Here is a 15,922-nt window from a genome sequence, read left to right on the forward strand (position 1 = left end):
ACGCGGTCTATCAACCGTTAGCGGATCGGTATTGGACGCCGGGCAGGCGAGCCCGGCACTGTGCTGATCGTGCCGAACCCGCACACCGAACACATGGAAGGAGCGTTCGCGATGGCATCCGACTTCGGCCCGCGCATCGCCGATCTTGTCGAGGTGGCGGCGACCCGGCTGCCCGAGGCTCCGGCGCTCGTCGTCACCGCGGATCGCATCGCGATCAGCCACCGCGACCTGGCCCGTCTGGTTGATGAGCTGGCCGGCCAGCTGACGCGGTCCGGCCTGCTGCCCGGTGACCGGGTCGCGCTGCGCATGGGCAGCAACGCCGAATTCGTCGTCGCCTTGCTGGCGGCGTCGCGTGCGGATCTCGTCGTCGTGCCGCTGGATCCGGCGCTGCCCATCACCGAGCAACGCGTCCGAAGCCAGGCCGCGGGAGCCCGGGTGGTGCTGATTGACGCGGATGGGCCGCACGACAGGGCAGAACCCACCACCCGGTGGTGGCCGCTCACGGTGAACGTCGGCGGTGACAGCGGCCCCTCGGGTGGCACCTTGTCGGTCCACCTGGACGCCGCCACCGAGCCGAACCCCGCAACCTCGACGCCCGAGGGACTGCGACCCGATGACGCCATGATTATGTTCACCGGCGGGACGACCGGCCTGCCGAAGATGGTCCCCTGGACGCACGCAAACATCGCCAGCTCGGTCCGCGCCATCATCACCGGGTACCGGCTGAGCCCGCGGGACGCCACCGTTGCGGTGATGCCGCTCTACCATGGCCACGGGCTGATCGCGTCGTTGCTTGCCACCCTGGCGTCCGGCGGCGCGGTGTCGCTGCCCGCACGCGGGCGATTCTCCGCGCACACCTTCTGGGACGACATCAAAGCCGTTGGAGCCACCTGGTATACGGCGGTTCCGACGATTCACCAAATCCTGCTGGAGCGATCGGCAACCGAACCGTCGGGGCGCAAACCTGCCGCACTGCGTTTCATCCGCAGCTGCAGCGCACCGCTCACTGCCCAAGCCGCGCTAGCACTGCAAACCGAGTTCGCGGCACCGGTCGTGTGTGCCTTCGGCATGACCGAAGCCACCCACCAGGTAACGACAACGCAGATTGAGGGTATCGACCAAACCGAAACTCCCGTCGTGTCAACCGGTCTGGTCGGCCGGTCGACGGGAGCGCAAATCCGGATCGTCGGGTCCGACGGGCTGCCACTGCCCGCGGGCGCGGTCGGGGAGATCTGGCTGCGGGGGACCACCGTGGTACGCGGGTATCTGGGTGACCCGACGATAACCGCCGCGAATTTCACCGACGGTTGGTTGCGTACCGGTGATCTCGGGTCCCTGTCGGCGGCCGGTGACCTGAGCATCCGCGGCCGCATCAAGGAACTCATCAACCGAGGTGGTGAAAAGATCTCGCCCGAGCGCGTCGAGGGCGTGCTGGCCAGCCATCCAAACGTCATGGAGGCAGCCGTATTCGGCGTCCCGCACCAGCTCTACGGCGAGGCGGTCGCGGCGGTGATTGTGCCTCGTGAGTCCGCCCCGCCGACTCGCGAGGAGCTTGTCCAGTTCTGCCGGGAACGGTTGGCGGCCTTCGAGATCCCGGCCTCCTTCCAGGAGGCCAGCGGGCTGCCGCACACCGCGAAGGGTTCGCTCGACCGCCGCGCTGTCGCCGAACGGTTCGGCCATTCGGTGTAGCTAGCCGGCCCCGGCCTTTACCCGGGCGGCGGCGGATTCCGGCATCGGTTCGTAGCGGGCAAACGAACGGGTGAAGGATGCGGCCCCATGCGCCAGCGAGCGCAAATCGATTGCGTAGCGGGTCAGCTCGACCTGAGGCACCTCGGCCTTGATCACCGTGCGGTCGTGCCCCGCGGTCTCGGTGCCGAGCACTCGGCCACGACGACTGGACAGGTCGCCCAACACCGCGCCGACGAAATCGTCGGGTACCAGCACCGAAATCTCATCGATTGGCTCGAGCAAGATCACCTTCGTCGCGGCCGCGGCCTCCCGCAATGCGAGCGCGCCGGCCATTTGGAAGGCGAAATCGGAAGAGTCGACGCTGTGGGCTTTGCCGTCGAGCAACGTGACCCGGATATCGACCACCGGGTAGCCGGCGTGCACTCCCTTATCCATCTGTGCGCGGACACCTTTCTCCACACTGGGGATAAACTGCCGCGGCACCGCCCCGCCAACCACTTTGTCGAGGAACTCGAACCCGGAGCCCTCCGGCAGCGGCTCCACCTCGATGTCGCACACCCCGTACTGACCGTGACCACCGGACTGTTTGATGTGGCGGCCATGGCCTTTCGCATTGCCGGCGAAGGTTTCCCGCAGCGGCACCCGCAGCTCGATCGTGTCTACGCTGACGCCGTACCGGTTGGCCAGTGTATCCAGGACGACGCCGGCATGGGCCTCGCCCATACACCACAGCACGACCTGATGGGTCTCTTGATTTTGCTCGATCCGCAGTGTCGGGTCTTCGGCGGCCAACCGGCCCAACCCGACCGACAGCTTGTCTTCGTCGGTCTTGGCATGCGCCGCAATGGCGATCGGCAGCAGCGGCTCGGGCATGGTCCAGGGTTTCAGCACCAGGGGCTCGGCCTTATCCGAGAGTGTGTCCCCGGTCTCGGCCCGGCTCAGCTTGCCGATGGCGCAGATGTCGCCCGCGACCACGGCTGCTGCCGGGCGCTGTTGCTTGCCCAGCGGGAACGACAAGACTCCGATGCGCTCGTCTTCGTCGTGGTCGGGGTGCGTGTTACTAGTTCCGCCGCCGAAAAACGATGAGAAATGGCCCGACACATGGACCGTCGTGTCGGGCCTGATGGTTCCGGAGAACACCCGCACCAAGCTGACCCGGCCAACGTAGGGGTCCGACGTCGTCTTCACCACCTCGGCGAGCAACGGCGCGTCATTGTCACAGGCCAGCTCCGCATGCGGGACACCTTGCGGGGTAAAGACCTCCGGCAGTGGGTGCTCCATCGGAGACGGAAATCCGCGGGTGGCTACCTCAAGCAATTCCAGTGTGCCGACCCCGGTGCTGCTGCACACCGGAATCACCGGGAAGAACGAGCCTCGGGCGACGGCTTTCTCCAGATCCTGGATCAGCACCGACTCGTCGATCGTCTCGCCGCCGAGGTAGCGCTCCATCAAGGACTCATCCTCGGATTCCTCGATGATTCCTTCGATCAAGGCGCCGCGCGCCTCCTCGATTCGCTCGGTGTCCGACTCGGCCGGGGTTCGTGTCGTTCGCTTGCCGTCGGCGTACTCGTACAGTGCCTGCGAAAGCAATCCGATCAGGCCGTCACCGGACGGCAGGTAGAGCGGTAAGACCTTGTCGCCGAAGGCGTCTTGTGCCGCGGTCAGCGCTTCCCGGTAGTTCGCCCGGGCGTGGTCCAGCTTGGTGATGACCACCGCGCGGGGCATGCCGACCTGGCTGCATTCCTGCCACAGGGACTTGGTCGGTTCGTCGACGCCCTCGTTGGCCGCGATCACGAACAGTGCGCAATCGGCGGCCCGCAACCCGGCCCGCAGCTCACCCACGAAGTCGGCGTACCCAGGGGTGTCGACGAGGTTGACCTTGATGCCGTCGTAAGCCAGCGAGGCGACCGCAAGGCCCACCGAGCGCTGTTGCCGGATCTCCGCCTCGTCGAAGTCGCAGACCGTGGTGCCCTCGGTGACCGAGCCCGGCCTGGACAACACCTTGGCCGCCACCAGGAGAGCCTCGATGAGGGTGGTCTTGCCGCCCCCCGAGGGCCCCACCAGAACCACGTTGCGAACGCCGCCGGGCCCGTTTGCGGTGGGAGCGGCGGCCGCGCCCTGGGAAGCATTCACTCTGTCGGCCATGGCTTTCCTCCAGTTCTCCGGGGTCGGTTCCCGTGGTGTGGCCCAGCAGGACGTAGTAGGCAACTTTTCTCCCAACTGCCGCCCAGCACAAGGGTCGGGTCAGGTGAGTAGTAGGCAATCGGAGCCGTCGTTGTGGTCAGGCGTGCCAGCTGGCCCAGCGCTGGACTGCTATTGCGATTACCGGGCCGTTCAACGGAACCGATTGGTATTGAGCATATTTGGCGCGCAGCAGGCGGTATGCGGCGCGCATCACCTCGCCATCGCGATGAATCGCGGCGACCCCGTCGGCCCGGACCCACCACAACTGGGTCCAATCATCGGCATAGCTGTCGACGAGCACGCTGGCCCGTGGATTGTGCTCGAGATTGGCGAGCCGGCGCAGCCGCTGCGTCGTTTTCCGCTTCGCGTCGACGGCGGTGTAGATAACGTCTGCACCGGTCGCCTCGGCCGGGCGCCTAGCGCCGAGCGCGAATACGACCGGCACCAGGTGGGGTGTGCCGTCGGGCGTGCTGGTGGCCAGTCGTGCGACGGGGGACTGGGCAAACCTGAGCTTTGGGTCGAATTCCCCCACGGCGCCAGCTTATGCTCAGCTGCCGCCCAACGTCGCGCAGTCTGGACGGCCAGACGTCGCGGCCGTGACAGCGGACATCTCGGGCAGCCCGGTCCATGGGGCGTGCGTGCTAATGGTGCCGGTGGTAATCCAGTGGCGCGCAAGGTAATTGGCCGGGTCGGTCTCGGCCGCCGCAGGAATCGGTTGGGTCGGTTTGAACGTGACAGAGACGAACAGAGACCAGTGCTATCGCGTCGAACGGACGACCGTTGACGCTTTGACACATCCCGAGTATCGAGTACATACTCGAGGCGTGCAGCGGGTCAGGGTCACGAGGAACGCCCGGAAGCACCGCGTGTCCAAGCACCGCATCGTCGCCGCTATGCGCCACTGCGGTGTTCCGGTCATTCAGGAAGATGGCTCGCTGTACTACCAGGGCCGCGATACGTCGGGCCGTCTTACCGAGGTCGTCGCCGTCGAAGCCGACGACGGTGACCTGATCATCACTCACGCAATGCCGAAGGAGTGGAAGCGATGACGAAGAAGCCACGTAACCCCGCCGACTACGTGATCGGCGACGATGTCGAGGTGTCTGACGTCGATCTCAAGCAAGAGGAGGTCTATGTCGATGGCGAGCGGCTAACGGACGAGCGCGTCGAGCAGATGGCTTCAGAGTCGCTGCGGCTGGCGCGCGAACGAGAAGCCAACCTGATTCCTGGCGGCAAGTCTCTGTCCGGCGGCTCTGCGCACTCGCCGGCTGTGCAGGTGGTCGTTTCGAAGGCTACCCACGCCAAGCTCAAGGAGCTGGCGCGCAGCCGGAAGATGAGCGTATCTAAGCTGCTGCGTCCCGTGCTCGACGAGTTCGTACAGCGAGAAACGGGTCGGATTCTCCCACGGCGTTAGCTTGTGCTCAGCCGCCGCTCGACGTCGCGAAGTCTGGACAGTCAGCTGTCGCAGCCGTGACCAGCGGACATCTCGGGCAGCTAGCCCGACAGGGTGCGCGTGCACCTGGCCCGGGTGGTAATCCATTGACGCGCACGGCAATTGGCCGGCTCGGTCTCGGTCTGCGGATACCGCACTGAAGGGCGACAATTTTGGCGAAAAGGCCGTGTGCGGTGCCGGGTCGCGCTACGTTCAGATTCACCTAACAATGTCGTCCGCCAACGAGCGTGTTCGCCGGTGGTGGGGCGGGCGGGTTGGGGAGGTGTGTGATGTCGTTTGTCAGCGTAGCCCCGGAGATTGTGGTGGCCGCGGCAACAGACCTGGCGGGTATCGGATCGGCGATCAGCGCGGCCAATGCCGCCGCGGCTGCGCCGACCACCGCCGTGCTGGCCGCGGGTGCCGATGAGGTGTCGGCGGCGATCGCGGCGCTGTTTTCCGGCCACGCTCAGGCCTATCAGGCGCTCAGCGCCCAGGCGGCGGCGTTTCATCAGCAGTTCGTGCAGACGCTTGCCGGTGGCGCTGGAGCATATGCGGCCGCCGAGGCCCAGGTCGAGCAGCAGCTGCTGGCCGCGATCAACGCGCCCACCCAGGCGCTGCTGGGGCGCCCCTTGATCGGCAACGGTGCCGATGGGGCGCCGGGGACTGGGCAGGCCGGCGGGGCTGGGGGGATCTTGTACGGCAATGGCGGCAATGGCGGCTCCGGGGCGGCTGGGCAGGCCGGGGGTGCCGGCGGGCCGGCCGGGCTGATCGGCCATGGCGGGTCCGGCGGGGCCGGCGGCTCCGGCGCGGCCGGCGGGGCCGGCGGGCACGGCGGATGGCTGTGGGGCAACGGCGGCGTCGGCGGATCCGGCGGGGCGGGTGTCGGCGCAGGCGTGGCTGGCGGTCACGGCGGTGCGGGCGGTGCCGCCGGGCTGTGGGGCGCCGGCGGCGGCGGTGGCAATGGCGGGAACGGCGCCGATGCCAACATCGTCAGCGGTGGAGACGGTGGCCTCGGCGGTGCCGGTGGCGGTGGCGGATGGCTCTACGGCGACGGCGGGGCCGGCGGACACGGCGGACAAGGCGCAATCGGCCTCGGCGGCGGCGCCGGCGGCGACGGGGGCCAGGGCGGCGCCGGCCGCGGACTGTGGGGTACTGGCGGCGCCGGCGGACACGGCGGGCAAGGCGGTGGTACCGGGGGCCCACCGCTGCCCGGTCAGGCAGGCATGGGCGCCGCGGGTGGCGCCGGTGGGCTGATCGGCAACGGCGGGGCCGGCGGCGACGGCGGTGTCGGCGCGTCCGGCGGGGTCGCCGGAGTAGGCGGTGCCGGCGGGAACGCCATGCTGATCGGGCACGGCGGCGCCGGCGGCGCCGGCGGAGACAGCAGTTTCGCTAATGGCGCGGCCGGCGGCGCGGGCGGTGCCGGAGGGCACCTCTTCGGCAATGGCGGGTCCGGCGGCCACGGCGGAGCCGTCACGGCCGGCAACACCGGTATCGGTGGCGCCGGCGGCGTCGGTGGGGACGCCAGGCTGATCGGCCACGGTGGCGCCGGCGGTGCCGGCGGGGACCGCGCCGGAGCCTTGGTTGGCCGTGACGGCGGGCCCGGTGGGAACGGGGGCGCTGGCGGCCAGCTATACGGCAACGGCGGCGACGGCGGGCCCGGCGGTCAGGGCGGTCAGGCGTTCGGCGCTAACAATATCGGCGGCACCGGCGGGGCCGGCGGCAACGGCGGGCCGGCCATCCTGAGTGGCAATGGTGGCAATGGCGGCGCCGGCGGCGCTGGCGGCGCCGGCGGCGCAGGTGGTGGGGCCGGTGGGGTCGGCGGTGCCGGCGGCGCCCCCGGCACCGGCGGAACACTGCAGGCGGCGGTGAGCGGATTGGTGACGGCTTTGTTCGGTGCACCCGGCCAACCCGGCGACACCGGCCAACCCGGCTAGCCCCGATCAACGAGGGTTTCGGTGCCGGTCCGGGGCATGGCCATCCGCTGAGCTGGCGATCTGGACTACGTTGGTGTAGAAAAATCCTGCCGCCCGGACCCTTAAGGCTGGGACAATTTCTGATAGCTACCCCGACACAGGAGGTTACGGGATGAGCAATTCGCGCCGCCGCTCACTCAGGTGGTCATGGTTGCTGAGCGTGCTGGCTGCCGTCGGGCTGGGCCTGGCCACGGCGCCGGCCCAGGCGGCCCCGCCGGCCTTGTCGCAGGACCGGTTCGCCGACTTCCCCGCGCTGCCCCTCGACCCGTCCGCGATGGTCGCCCAAGTGGGGCCACAGGTGGTCAACATCAACACCAAACTGGGCTACAACAACGCCGTGGGCGCCGGGACCGGCATCGTCATCGATCCCAACGGTGTCGTGCTGACCAACAACCACGTGATCGCGGGCGCCACCGACATCAATGCGTTCAGCGTCGGCTCCGGCCAAACCTACGGCGTCGATGTGGTCGGGTATGACCGCACCCAGGATGTCGCGGTGCTGCAGCTGCGCGGTGCCGGTGGCCTGCCGTCGGCGGCGATCGGTGGCGGCGTCGCGGTTGGTGAGCCCGTCGTCGCGATGGGCAACAGCGGTGGGCAGGGCGGAACGCCCCGTGCGGTGCCTGGCAGGGTGGTCGCGCTCGGCCAAACCGTGCAGGCGTCGGATTCGCTGACCGGTGCCGAAGAGACATTGAACGGGTTGATCCAGTTCGATGCCGCGATCCAGCCCGGTGATTCGGGCGGGCCCGTCGTCAACGGCCTAGGACAGGTGGTCGGTATGAACACGGCCGCGTCCGATAACTTCCAGCTGTCCCAGGGTGGGCAGGGATTCGCCATTCCGATCGGGCAGGCGATGGCGATCGCGGGCCAGATCCGATCGGGTGGGGGGTCACCCACCGTTCATATCGGGCCTACCGCCTTCCTCGGCTTGGGTGTTGTCGACAACAACGGCAACGGCGCACGAGTCCAACGCGTGGTCGGGAGCGCTCCGGCGGCAAGTCTCGGCATCTCCACCGGCGACGTGATCACCGCGGTCGACGGCGCTCCGATCAACTCGGCCACCGCGATGGCGGACGCGCTTAACGGGCATCATCCCGGTGACGTCATCTCGGTGACCTGGCAAACCAAGTCGGGCGGCACGCGTACAGGGAACGTGACATTGGCCGAGGGACCCCCGGCCTGATTTCGTCGCGGATACCACCCGCCGGCCGGCCAATTGGATTGGCGCCAGCCGTGATTGCCGCGTGAGCCCCCGAGTTCCGTCTCCCGTGCGCGTGGCATCGTGGAAGCAATGAACGAGGCAGAACACAGCGTCGAGCACCCTCCCGTGCAGGGCAGTCACGTCGAAGGCGGTGTGGTCGAGCATCCGGATGCCAAGGACTTCGGCAGCGCCGCCGCCCTGCCCGCCGATCCGACCTGGTTTAAGCACGCCGTCTTCTACGAGGTGCTGGTCCGGGCGTTCTTCGACGCCAGCGCGGACGGTTCCGGCGATCTGCGTGGACTCATCGATCGCCTCGACTACCTGCAGTGGCTTGGCATCGACTGCATCTGGTTGCCGCCGTTCTACGACTCGCCGCTGCGCGACGGCGGTTACGACATTCGCGACTTCTACAAGGTGCTGCCCGAATTCGGCACCGTCGACGATTTCGTCGCCCTGGTCGACGCCGCTCACCGGCGAGGTATCCGCATCATCACCGACCTGGTGATGAATCACACCTCGGAGTCGCACCCCTGGTTTCAGGAGTCCCGCCGCGACCCAGACGGACCGTACGGTGACTATTACGTGTGGAGCGACACCAGCGAGCGCTACACCGACGCCCGGATCATCTTCGTCGACACCGAAGAGTCGAACTGGTCATTCGATCCTGTCCGCCGACAGTTCTACTGGCACCGATTCTTCTCCCACCAACCGGATCTGAACTACGACAACCCCGCCGTGCAAGAGGCGATGATCGACGTCATCCGCTTTTGGCTCGGCTTGGGCATCGACGGGTTTCGGTTGGACGCGGTGCCCTATCTCTTTGAACGTGAGGGCACCAACTGCGAGAACCTGCCGGAAACACACGCTTTTCTCAAGCGAGTCCGCAAGGTGGTGGACGACGAATTCCCCGGCCGGGTGCTGCTAGCCGAAGCCAATCAGTGGCCGGGCGATGTCGTCGAATATTTCGGTGATCCCAACACCGGTGGCGACGAGTGCCACATGGCCTTTCACTTCCCGCTGATGCCGCGCATCTTCATGGCCGTGCGCCGGGAGTCCCGTTTTCCGATCTCGGAGATCATCGCCCAGACCCCACCAATCCCTGACATGGCGCAATGGGGGATATTTCTGCGCAACCACGACGAGCTGACGTTAGAAATGGTCACCGACGAAGAGCGCGACTACATGTACGCCGAGTACGCCAAGGATCCACGGATGAAGGCGAATGTCGGAATCCGTCGTCGGCTTGCGCCGCTGCTCGACAACGACCGCAACCAGATCGAGCTGTTCACCGCGCTGCTGCTGTCGCTGCCCGGCTCGCCGGTCCTCTACTACGGCGACGAGATCGGGATGGGCGACGTGATCTGGTTGGGTGATCGCGACGGCGTGCGCATCCCGATGCAGTGGACACCGGACCGCAACGCGGGTTTCTCCACCGCCAACCCGGGTCGGCTGTACCTGCCGCCCAGCCAGGACCCGGTTTACGGGTATCAGGCCGTCAACGTCGAGGCGCAACGCGACACCTCGACGTCGCTGCTCAACTTCACTCGCACCATGCTGGCCGTGCGTCGCCGACACCCCGCGTTTGCGGTCGGCGCATTCCAGGAATTGGGCGGGTCCAACCCGTCGGTGCTGGCCTACGTGCGTCAGGTGGCCGGCGATGACGGCGACACCGTGCTCTGTGTCAACAACCTGTCGCGATTCCCGCAGCCCATCGAATTGGACTTGCAGCAATGGACCAACTACACGCCGGTCGAGCTGACCGGGCACGTGGAGTTTCCACGCATCGGCCAGGTGCCCTATCTGCTGACGCTGCCAGGACACGGGTTCTACTGGTTCCAGTTGACCACACATGAGGTGGGGGCACCTCCCACTTGCGGGGGAGAGCGGCGCCTATGACTCGCGCCGGCGACGATGCACAGCGAAGCGATGAGGAGGAGCGGCGCCTATGACTCGCGCCGGCGACGATGCACAGCGAAGCGATGAGGAGGAGCGGCGCCTATGACTCGGTCGGACACGCTGGCAACCAAGCTGCCATGGTCCGATTGGCTTCCGCGGCAACGTTGGTATGCCGGACGCAACCGCGAGCTGGCCACGGTCAAGCCGGGCGTAGTCGTCGCCCTGCGACACAACCTCGACCTAGTCCTGGTCGACGTAACCTACACCGACGGTGCAACGGAGCGTTACCAGGTGCTCGTCGGATGGGATTTTGAGCCGGCGTCCGAGTACGGCACGAAAGCCGCCATCGGCGTCGCCGACGATCGCACGGGATTCGATGCTCTCTACGACGTCGCCGGGCCGCAATTCCTCCTGTCGCTAATCGTCTCGTCCGCCGTCTGTGGCACATCCACCGGCGAAGTAACGTTCACCAGGGAGCCAGACGTCGAGCTGCCCTTTGCCGCGCAGCCGCGGGTATGTGACGCCGAACAGAGCAACACCAGTGTGATCTTCGATCGGCGGGCTATCCTCAAGGTGTTCCGCCGGGTAAGCAGCGGGATCAACCCCGACATAGAGCTGAACCGCGTGCTTACCCGTGCCGGTAATCCACATGTGGCCCGCCTGCTGGGCGCTTACCAGTTTGGGCGGCCCAATCGTTCGCCAACCGATGCTCTGGCGTACGCCCTGGGCATGGTGACCGAGTATGAGGCGAACGCGGCCGAAGGCTGGGCGATGGCCACCGCCAGCGTGCGGGACCTCTTCGCCGAGGGAGACCTCTATGCCCACGAAGTCGGCGGCGATTTCGCCGGTGAATCCTACCGGCTCGGCGAGGCGGTCGCCTCGGTGCACGCCACGCTGGCTGACAGCCTCGGAACCGCGCAGGCAACGTTCCCGGTGGACCGGATGCTGGCGCGGCTGTCGTCGACGGTGGCGGTGGTGCCCGAACTGCGGGAGTACGCGCCAACGATCGAACAGCAATTCCAGAAGCTCGCGGCGGAGGCAATCACGGTCCAGCGGGTGCACGGTGACCTGCACTTGGGACAGGTGCTGCGTACCCCGGAAAGCTGGCTGTTGATCGACTTTGAAGGCGAGCCGGGCCAGCCGCTGGACGAACGGCGAGCGCCGGATTCGCCGCTGCGCGACGTGGCCGGTGTGTTGCGATCGTTCGAGTACGCCGCTTACGGGCCGCTGGTGGACCAGGCCACCGACAAACAACTTGCCGCTCGCGCCCGCGAATGGGTCGAGCGCAATCGCGCCGCCTTCTGCGACGGCTACGCGGTCGCGTCGGGAATCGACCCGCGAGATTCGGCGCTGCTGTTGGGCGCCTACGAACTCGACAAGGCGGTTTATGAGACCGGCTATGAGACACGGCACCGGCCGGGTTGGCTTCCGATTCCGCTGCGTTCGATCGCCCGCCTGACCGCTAGCTGATACCGGCCGGGGTGTCCGGCTTATTGCTTGGCGTGCGTGCGTCCTGGGCGTCTGGAAGCATGCTCGTGTGCAACGAGAGATTTATGACGGTGAGGCGCGGCTGTCATGGGTGTTGGCGGCGCTGGCCGGGATACTGGGGGCAACCGCGTTCACCCACTCCGCGGGATACTTCGTTACTTTCATGACCGGCAATTCGCAGCGCGCGGTGCTGGGATTGTTTGGGGACGACGCGTGGATGTCTGTCACCGCGTCGTTGCTGATTCTATTCTTCGTCGCCGGCGTGGTGATTGCGTCGGTGTGCCGGCGGCATTTCTGGGCGGCGCATCCCCACGGCCCGACCGTGCTGACCACCTTCAGTTTGATATTTGCCGCCGGAGTCGACATTATGCTGGGCGGCTGGCACGAGAGCATGCTCGATTTTGTGCCGATTCTGTTCGTGGTCTTCGGGATTGGCGCCTTGAACACATCGTTCGTCAAGGATGGCGAGGTATCGGTTCCGTTGAGCTATGTGACCGGCACATTGGTCAAGATGGGCCAGGGCATCGAACGTCACCTGGCCGGCGGAAAAGTGGAGGACTGGCTCGGCTACTTCCTGCTGCACGCCAGCTTCGTGCTAGGCGCCGCGGCCGGTGGCGCCATTAGTATGGTCGTCACCGGACCCCAGATGCTCGCGGTCGCGGCGGTAGTGTGCGCTGCGACAACCGACTATACCTACCTGCACGCTGACCGGCGAGGGTTGGTCAATCAAAAGCGGCCCCAGCCGGGAAAGCGGCTCTTTCGAGCGCTCAGGCGAGGCGAATTAGATTCGGGAACCTCCACGCCCGCAACCAATTACGGGTCGAGTTAGCTTGGCTTCCAGTGGCGCTGGCGAAGGGGTGACCACGCCAACTTCACCCGGAAGGTCCGACCCAGTGCGGATGTTCCACACATCGGCAGCAGCGCTGGCCGTTGCGCTGCTGCCGATGCTGGCTTGCTGGCTCAGGCGGCCGGCGCAGCAGGGGCGGCCGGGGGTGTCGCGCCGTTGAGCACATGCTGGATATCGGCCTTCATGGCGACCAGCTGCTCGTTCCAGTAGGGCCACGAGTGTGTTCCGTTGGGCGGGAAGTTAAACACCCCGTTGCGTCCACCGTCGGCCGCGTAGGTGTCCCGGAAGGTCTGGTTGGTGCGCAGGGTGAGGCCTTCCAGGAACTTCGCCGGTATGTTGTCGCCGCCGAGGTCGCTGGGTGTGCCGTTACCGCAGTACACCCAGATCCGGGTGTTGTTGGCGACCAGGCGGGGAATCTGAACCATTGGGTCGTTGCGCTTCCAGGCCGGGTCGCTGGACGGACCCCACATGCTGTTGGCGTTGTAACCGCCCGAGTCGTTCATCGCCAGGCCGATCAGCGTCGGCCACCAGCCCTCGGACGGGTTGAGGAAGCCCGACAACGACGCGGCGTACGGGAACTGCTGCGGGTAGTACGCGGCCAGGATCAGCGCGGAACCGCCCGACATCGAAAGACCCACCGCCGCGTTGCCTGTCGGGGACACGCCCTTGTTGGCCTGTAGCCAGGCGGGCATCTCTCTGGTAAGGAAGGTCTCCCACTTGTAGGTGTAGTTCTGGCCGTTGCTCTGCGAGGGCTGATACCAGTCGGTGTAGAAACTGGATTGGCCGCCCACGGGCATGATCACCGACAACCCTGACTGGTAGTACTCCTCGAAGGCCGGGGTGTTGATGTCCCAGCCGTTGTAGTCATCCTGGGCCCGCAGACCGTCGAGCAGGTAGACCGCGTGCGGTCCGCCGCCCTGGAACTGGACCTTGATGTCGCGGCCCATCGACGCGGATGGCACCTGCAGATATTCCACTGGAAGACCGGGCCTAGAGAATGCGCCCGCGGTGGCCGGCCCGCCGAAGGTACCGACCAGACCGTAAACCAGGACAGCCCCCATAGCCGCGATAGCCAGCCGGCGCGGCAGGGTTGTCGCTGCGCTCCGCAACCTTCGCACCTGTTCGAAGAACGTCATAGCTACTACCAATCCCAACTCTCATCTGCCGCACGACGCGGTCGAATCTGTTCTGGGCGAGTGAAACACACCGAGGACGCTCAGTTCGAATGTCGTGGCCGCAGCGCGAGATCGCGGTTGGCTAACGATTCAGCGTCGGCCCGGACACCTTGGGCGATTGACACACCCGGGTCACGGCTGGCTCCCGAGCGGCGCAACGACCGCACGCACAACCCCTATGCTTACTGCCGACCAGAGGAGAGACCCATGCGCACCTTCGAGTCGGTCGCCGACCTGGCCGCCGCCGCGGGCGAAAAGGTCGGGCAGAGCGACTGGGTGACCATCACCCAGGAAGAGGTCAATCTGTTCGCCGACGCAACGGGTGATCACCAGTGGATCCACGTCGACCCGGAACGGGCCGCTGCGGGTCCCTTTGGCACCACCATCGCGCACGGATTCATGACCCTGGCGTTGCTCCCGCGCCTGCAACACCAGATGTACACCGTCAAGGGCGTCAAGCTGGCAATCAACTACGGCCTGAACAAGGTTCGCTTCCCGGCACCAGTACCCGTCGGCTCGCGGGTGCGTGCGACGAGCTCGCTGGTCGGTGTCGAGGATCTGGGCAACGGCACCGTGCAGGCGACGGTGTCGACGACCGTCGAGGTCGAGGGATCGGCCAAGCCGGCGTGTGTGGCCGAAAGCATCGTGCGCTACGTCGCCTGAGGCAACTCGCGGTCAGAATTCGGCGATCGCGTGCTCGAGGCGTTGGGCCAGCCAGGCCTCGGCGTGCGCGCGCCGGGTCGGAATGTGCTGTGACGGGAAAAGCGTTGTCACCGGCTGGTATTCGCGCAGCGTACGGCGGGCGACGGTCATCTTGTGCAGCTCAGTGGCGCCGTCGGCGATGCCCAGTGACTCGGCTGCCAGCATCATCTTGACGAACGGCATCTCGTCGGAGACCCCGAGCGCGCCGTGCAGGTGCATGGCCCGCTGCACGACGTCATGCAGCACCTGGGGCATCGCCACCTTGACCGCCGCGATGTCGCGGCGCACCTTTTGATAGTCGTGGTGTTTGTCGATAAGCCACGCGGTGCGCAGTACCAGCAGCCGGAACTGCTCGATCTGGATCCAACTATCGGCGATCTTCTCCTGGGTCATCTGCAGATCGGCGAGCCGCCCGTGTCTAGTCTGGCGCGACAGGGCACGCTCGCACATCATGTCGAATGCTCTGCGCGCCAGCGCGATTGTCCGCATCGCGTGATGTATTCGGCCGCCGCCCAATCGGGTCTGCGCGATCATGAACGCTTGGCCCTCGCCGCCGAGCACATGATCGGCCGGCACCCGGACGTCGTGGTAGCGGATGTAGCCGTGGCTGGCGTGCCGGGTGGACTCGGCTCCCACACCGACGTTGCGCACGATCTCGATGCCCGGGGTGTCGGCCGGGACGATGAACAGCGACATCTTCTCGTACGTACGGGCTTCCGGCTTGGTGACGGCCATGACGATAAAGAACGACGCATGCTTGGCGTTGGTGGAAAACCACTTCTCGCCGTTGATGATCCAGTCCCCGTTTCCCGCGGCATCGCGGGTCGCCGCGGTCACGAACAGCCCGGGATCGGAACCACCCTGCGGCTCGGTCATCGAATAGCAGGAGGTGATCTCGCCGTCGAGCAGCGGTCGTAGATAGCGGGCTTTCTGCTCGTCGGTGCCGAACAGCGCCAGGATCTCGGCGTTGCCGGAGTCCGGCGCCTGACAGCCGAACGCCGACGGCGCCCACCGGGAGCGGCCGATGATCTCGTTGAGCAGCGCCAGCTTGACCTGACCGAAGCCCTGTCCGCCGAGTTCGGGACGCAAATGCGCGGCCCACAACCCCTGGTCTTTCACCTGCCGCTGCAGCGGCCGCAGGATCGCCATCGTGTCGGCGTTCTTTTTGTCGTAAGGATCGAGGGCGACCAGATCGAGCGGTTCGAGTTCCTCGGCCATGAATTTTTCGACCCAATCCAGCTTGGACTGGTATTGCGGGTCGGTTTCGAAGTCCCACACCGTCGGCAACCGTTCCCCGGCGCGGCGTCGCACCGGCATCGTTGATAGAGCAAGACCATC

Annotated in this window: 13 protein-coding genes; 9 read left to right on the top strand and 4 right to left on the bottom strand. The window is 66.5% G+C overall.

Features of this window, described 5'->3' with window-relative positions; all coding sequences use genetic code 11:
* Positions 1-111: 111 nt before the first annotated feature.
* The gene (locus FF952_RS00650; protein ID WP_003901806.1) at positions 112-1,689 is read left to right on the top strand and encodes a FadD7 family fatty acid--CoA ligase; all 1,578 of its coding nucleotides are present in this window, start codon (positions 112-114) and stop codon (positions 1,687-1,689) included.
* Here FF952_RS00650 and FF952_RS00655 read toward each other — a convergent pair whose 3' ends face one another.
* Together FF952_RS00655 and FF952_RS00660 are read right to left on the bottom strand one after the other, a co-directional pair.
* Entirely contained in the window at positions 1,690-3,834 is a 2,145-nt protein-coding gene (locus tag FF952_RS00655; protein ID WP_003400860.1) for an elongation factor G-like protein EF-G2, read from the bottom strand. It abuts the gene before it with no gap.
* A gap of 136 nt (positions 3,835-3,970) precedes the next feature.
* Positions 3,971-4,405 carry a TIGR03668 family PPOX class F420-dependent oxidoreductase gene (locus FF952_RS00660; protein WP_003400864.1) on the bottom strand — a complete coding sequence of 145 codons (435 nt, stop codon included), beginning with the start codon at positions 4,403-4,405 and terminating at the stop codon, positions 3,971-3,973.
* Positions 4,406-4,553: 148 nt separating this feature from the next.
* Between FF952_RS00660 and FF952_RS00665 the strand changes: the two genes are divergently transcribed.
* From FF952_RS00665 to FF952_RS00695, 7 genes are all read left to right on the top strand, one after another.
* Positions 4,554-4,922: a hypothetical protein gene (locus FF952_RS00665; protein WP_003400865.1), complete on the top strand. Its 369-nt coding sequence runs from the start codon at positions 4,554-4,556 to the stop codon at positions 4,920-4,922.
* Complete coding sequence (locus FF952_RS00670) at positions 4,919-5,287, top strand: hypothetical protein (RefSeq protein ID WP_003400878.1); 369 nt, start codon at positions 4,919-4,921, stop codon at positions 5,285-5,287. Before FF952_RS00665 ends, FF952_RS00670 begins: the two co-directional genes overlap by 4 nt.
* A 308-nt stretch (positions 5,288-5,595) precedes the next feature.
* A complete protein-coding gene (locus FF952_RS00675; RefSeq protein WP_009937218.1) occupies positions 5,596-7,239 on the top strand; it encodes a PE family protein in 1,644 nt (547 codons plus the stop codon).
* 151 nt (positions 7,240-7,390) lie between these two features.
* Positions 7,391-8,458 carry a S1C family serine protease gene (locus tag FF952_RS00680; protein ID WP_003400885.1) on the top strand — a complete coding sequence of 356 codons (1,068 nt, stop codon included), beginning with the start codon at positions 7,391-7,393 and terminating at the stop codon, positions 8,456-8,458.
* A 108-nt stretch (positions 8,459-8,566) separates the two neighbouring features.
* Positions 8,567-10,372 (top strand): maltose alpha-D-glucosyltransferase, encoded by a 1,806-nt coding sequence (gene treS / locus FF952_RS00685; RefSeq protein ID WP_003400893.1) that lies wholly within the window; start codon positions 8,567-8,569, stop codon positions 10,370-10,372.
* 102 nt (positions 10,373-10,474) lie between these two features.
* Positions 10,475-11,842, top strand: coding sequence for a maltokinase (mak, locus tag FF952_RS00690; RefSeq protein WP_003899824.1), 1,368 nt, complete (start codon positions 10,475-10,477; stop codon positions 11,840-11,842).
* Between the two features lie 67 nt (positions 11,843-11,909).
* On the top strand, positions 11,910-12,689 hold the full coding sequence (locus FF952_RS00695) for a YoaK family protein (protein ID WP_003905242.1): 780 nt from the start codon (positions 11,910-11,912) through the stop codon (positions 12,687-12,689).
* Positions 12,690-12,820: 131 nt separating this feature from the next.
* Here FF952_RS00695 and ag85C read toward each other — a convergent pair whose 3' ends face one another.
* Positions 12,821-13,843, bottom strand: a complete 1,023-nt coding sequence (ag85C, locus tag FF952_RS00700) for a diacylglycerol acyltransferase/mycolyltransferase Ag85C (protein ID WP_003400908.1) — start codon at positions 13,841-13,843, stop codon at positions 12,821-12,823.
* A 246-nt stretch (positions 13,844-14,089) separates the two neighbouring features.
* Here ag85C and htdZ point away from each other — a divergent pair, with 246 nt between their 5' ends.
* Positions 14,090-14,545 (top strand): 3-hydroxyacyl-thioester dehydratase HtdZ, encoded by a 456-nt coding sequence (gene htdZ, locus FF952_RS00705; protein WP_003400912.1) that lies wholly within the window; start codon positions 14,090-14,092, stop codon positions 14,543-14,545.
* 12 nt (positions 14,546-14,557) lie between these two features.
* Here the strand turns inward: htdZ and FF952_RS00710 are convergent, their stop codons facing one another.
* Entirely contained in the window at positions 14,558-15,901 is a 1,344-nt protein-coding gene (locus FF952_RS00710; RefSeq protein WP_003400917.1) for an acyl-CoA dehydrogenase family protein, read from the bottom strand.
* Between the last annotated feature and the right edge of the window lie 21 nt (positions 15,902-15,922).

The organism is Mycobacterium tuberculosis complex sp. N0072, from assembly GCF_030323725.1.
In the GTDB taxonomy this organism is placed as follows: Bacteria; Actinomycetota; Actinomycetes; order Mycobacteriales; family Mycobacteriaceae; genus Mycobacterium; species Mycobacterium tuberculosis.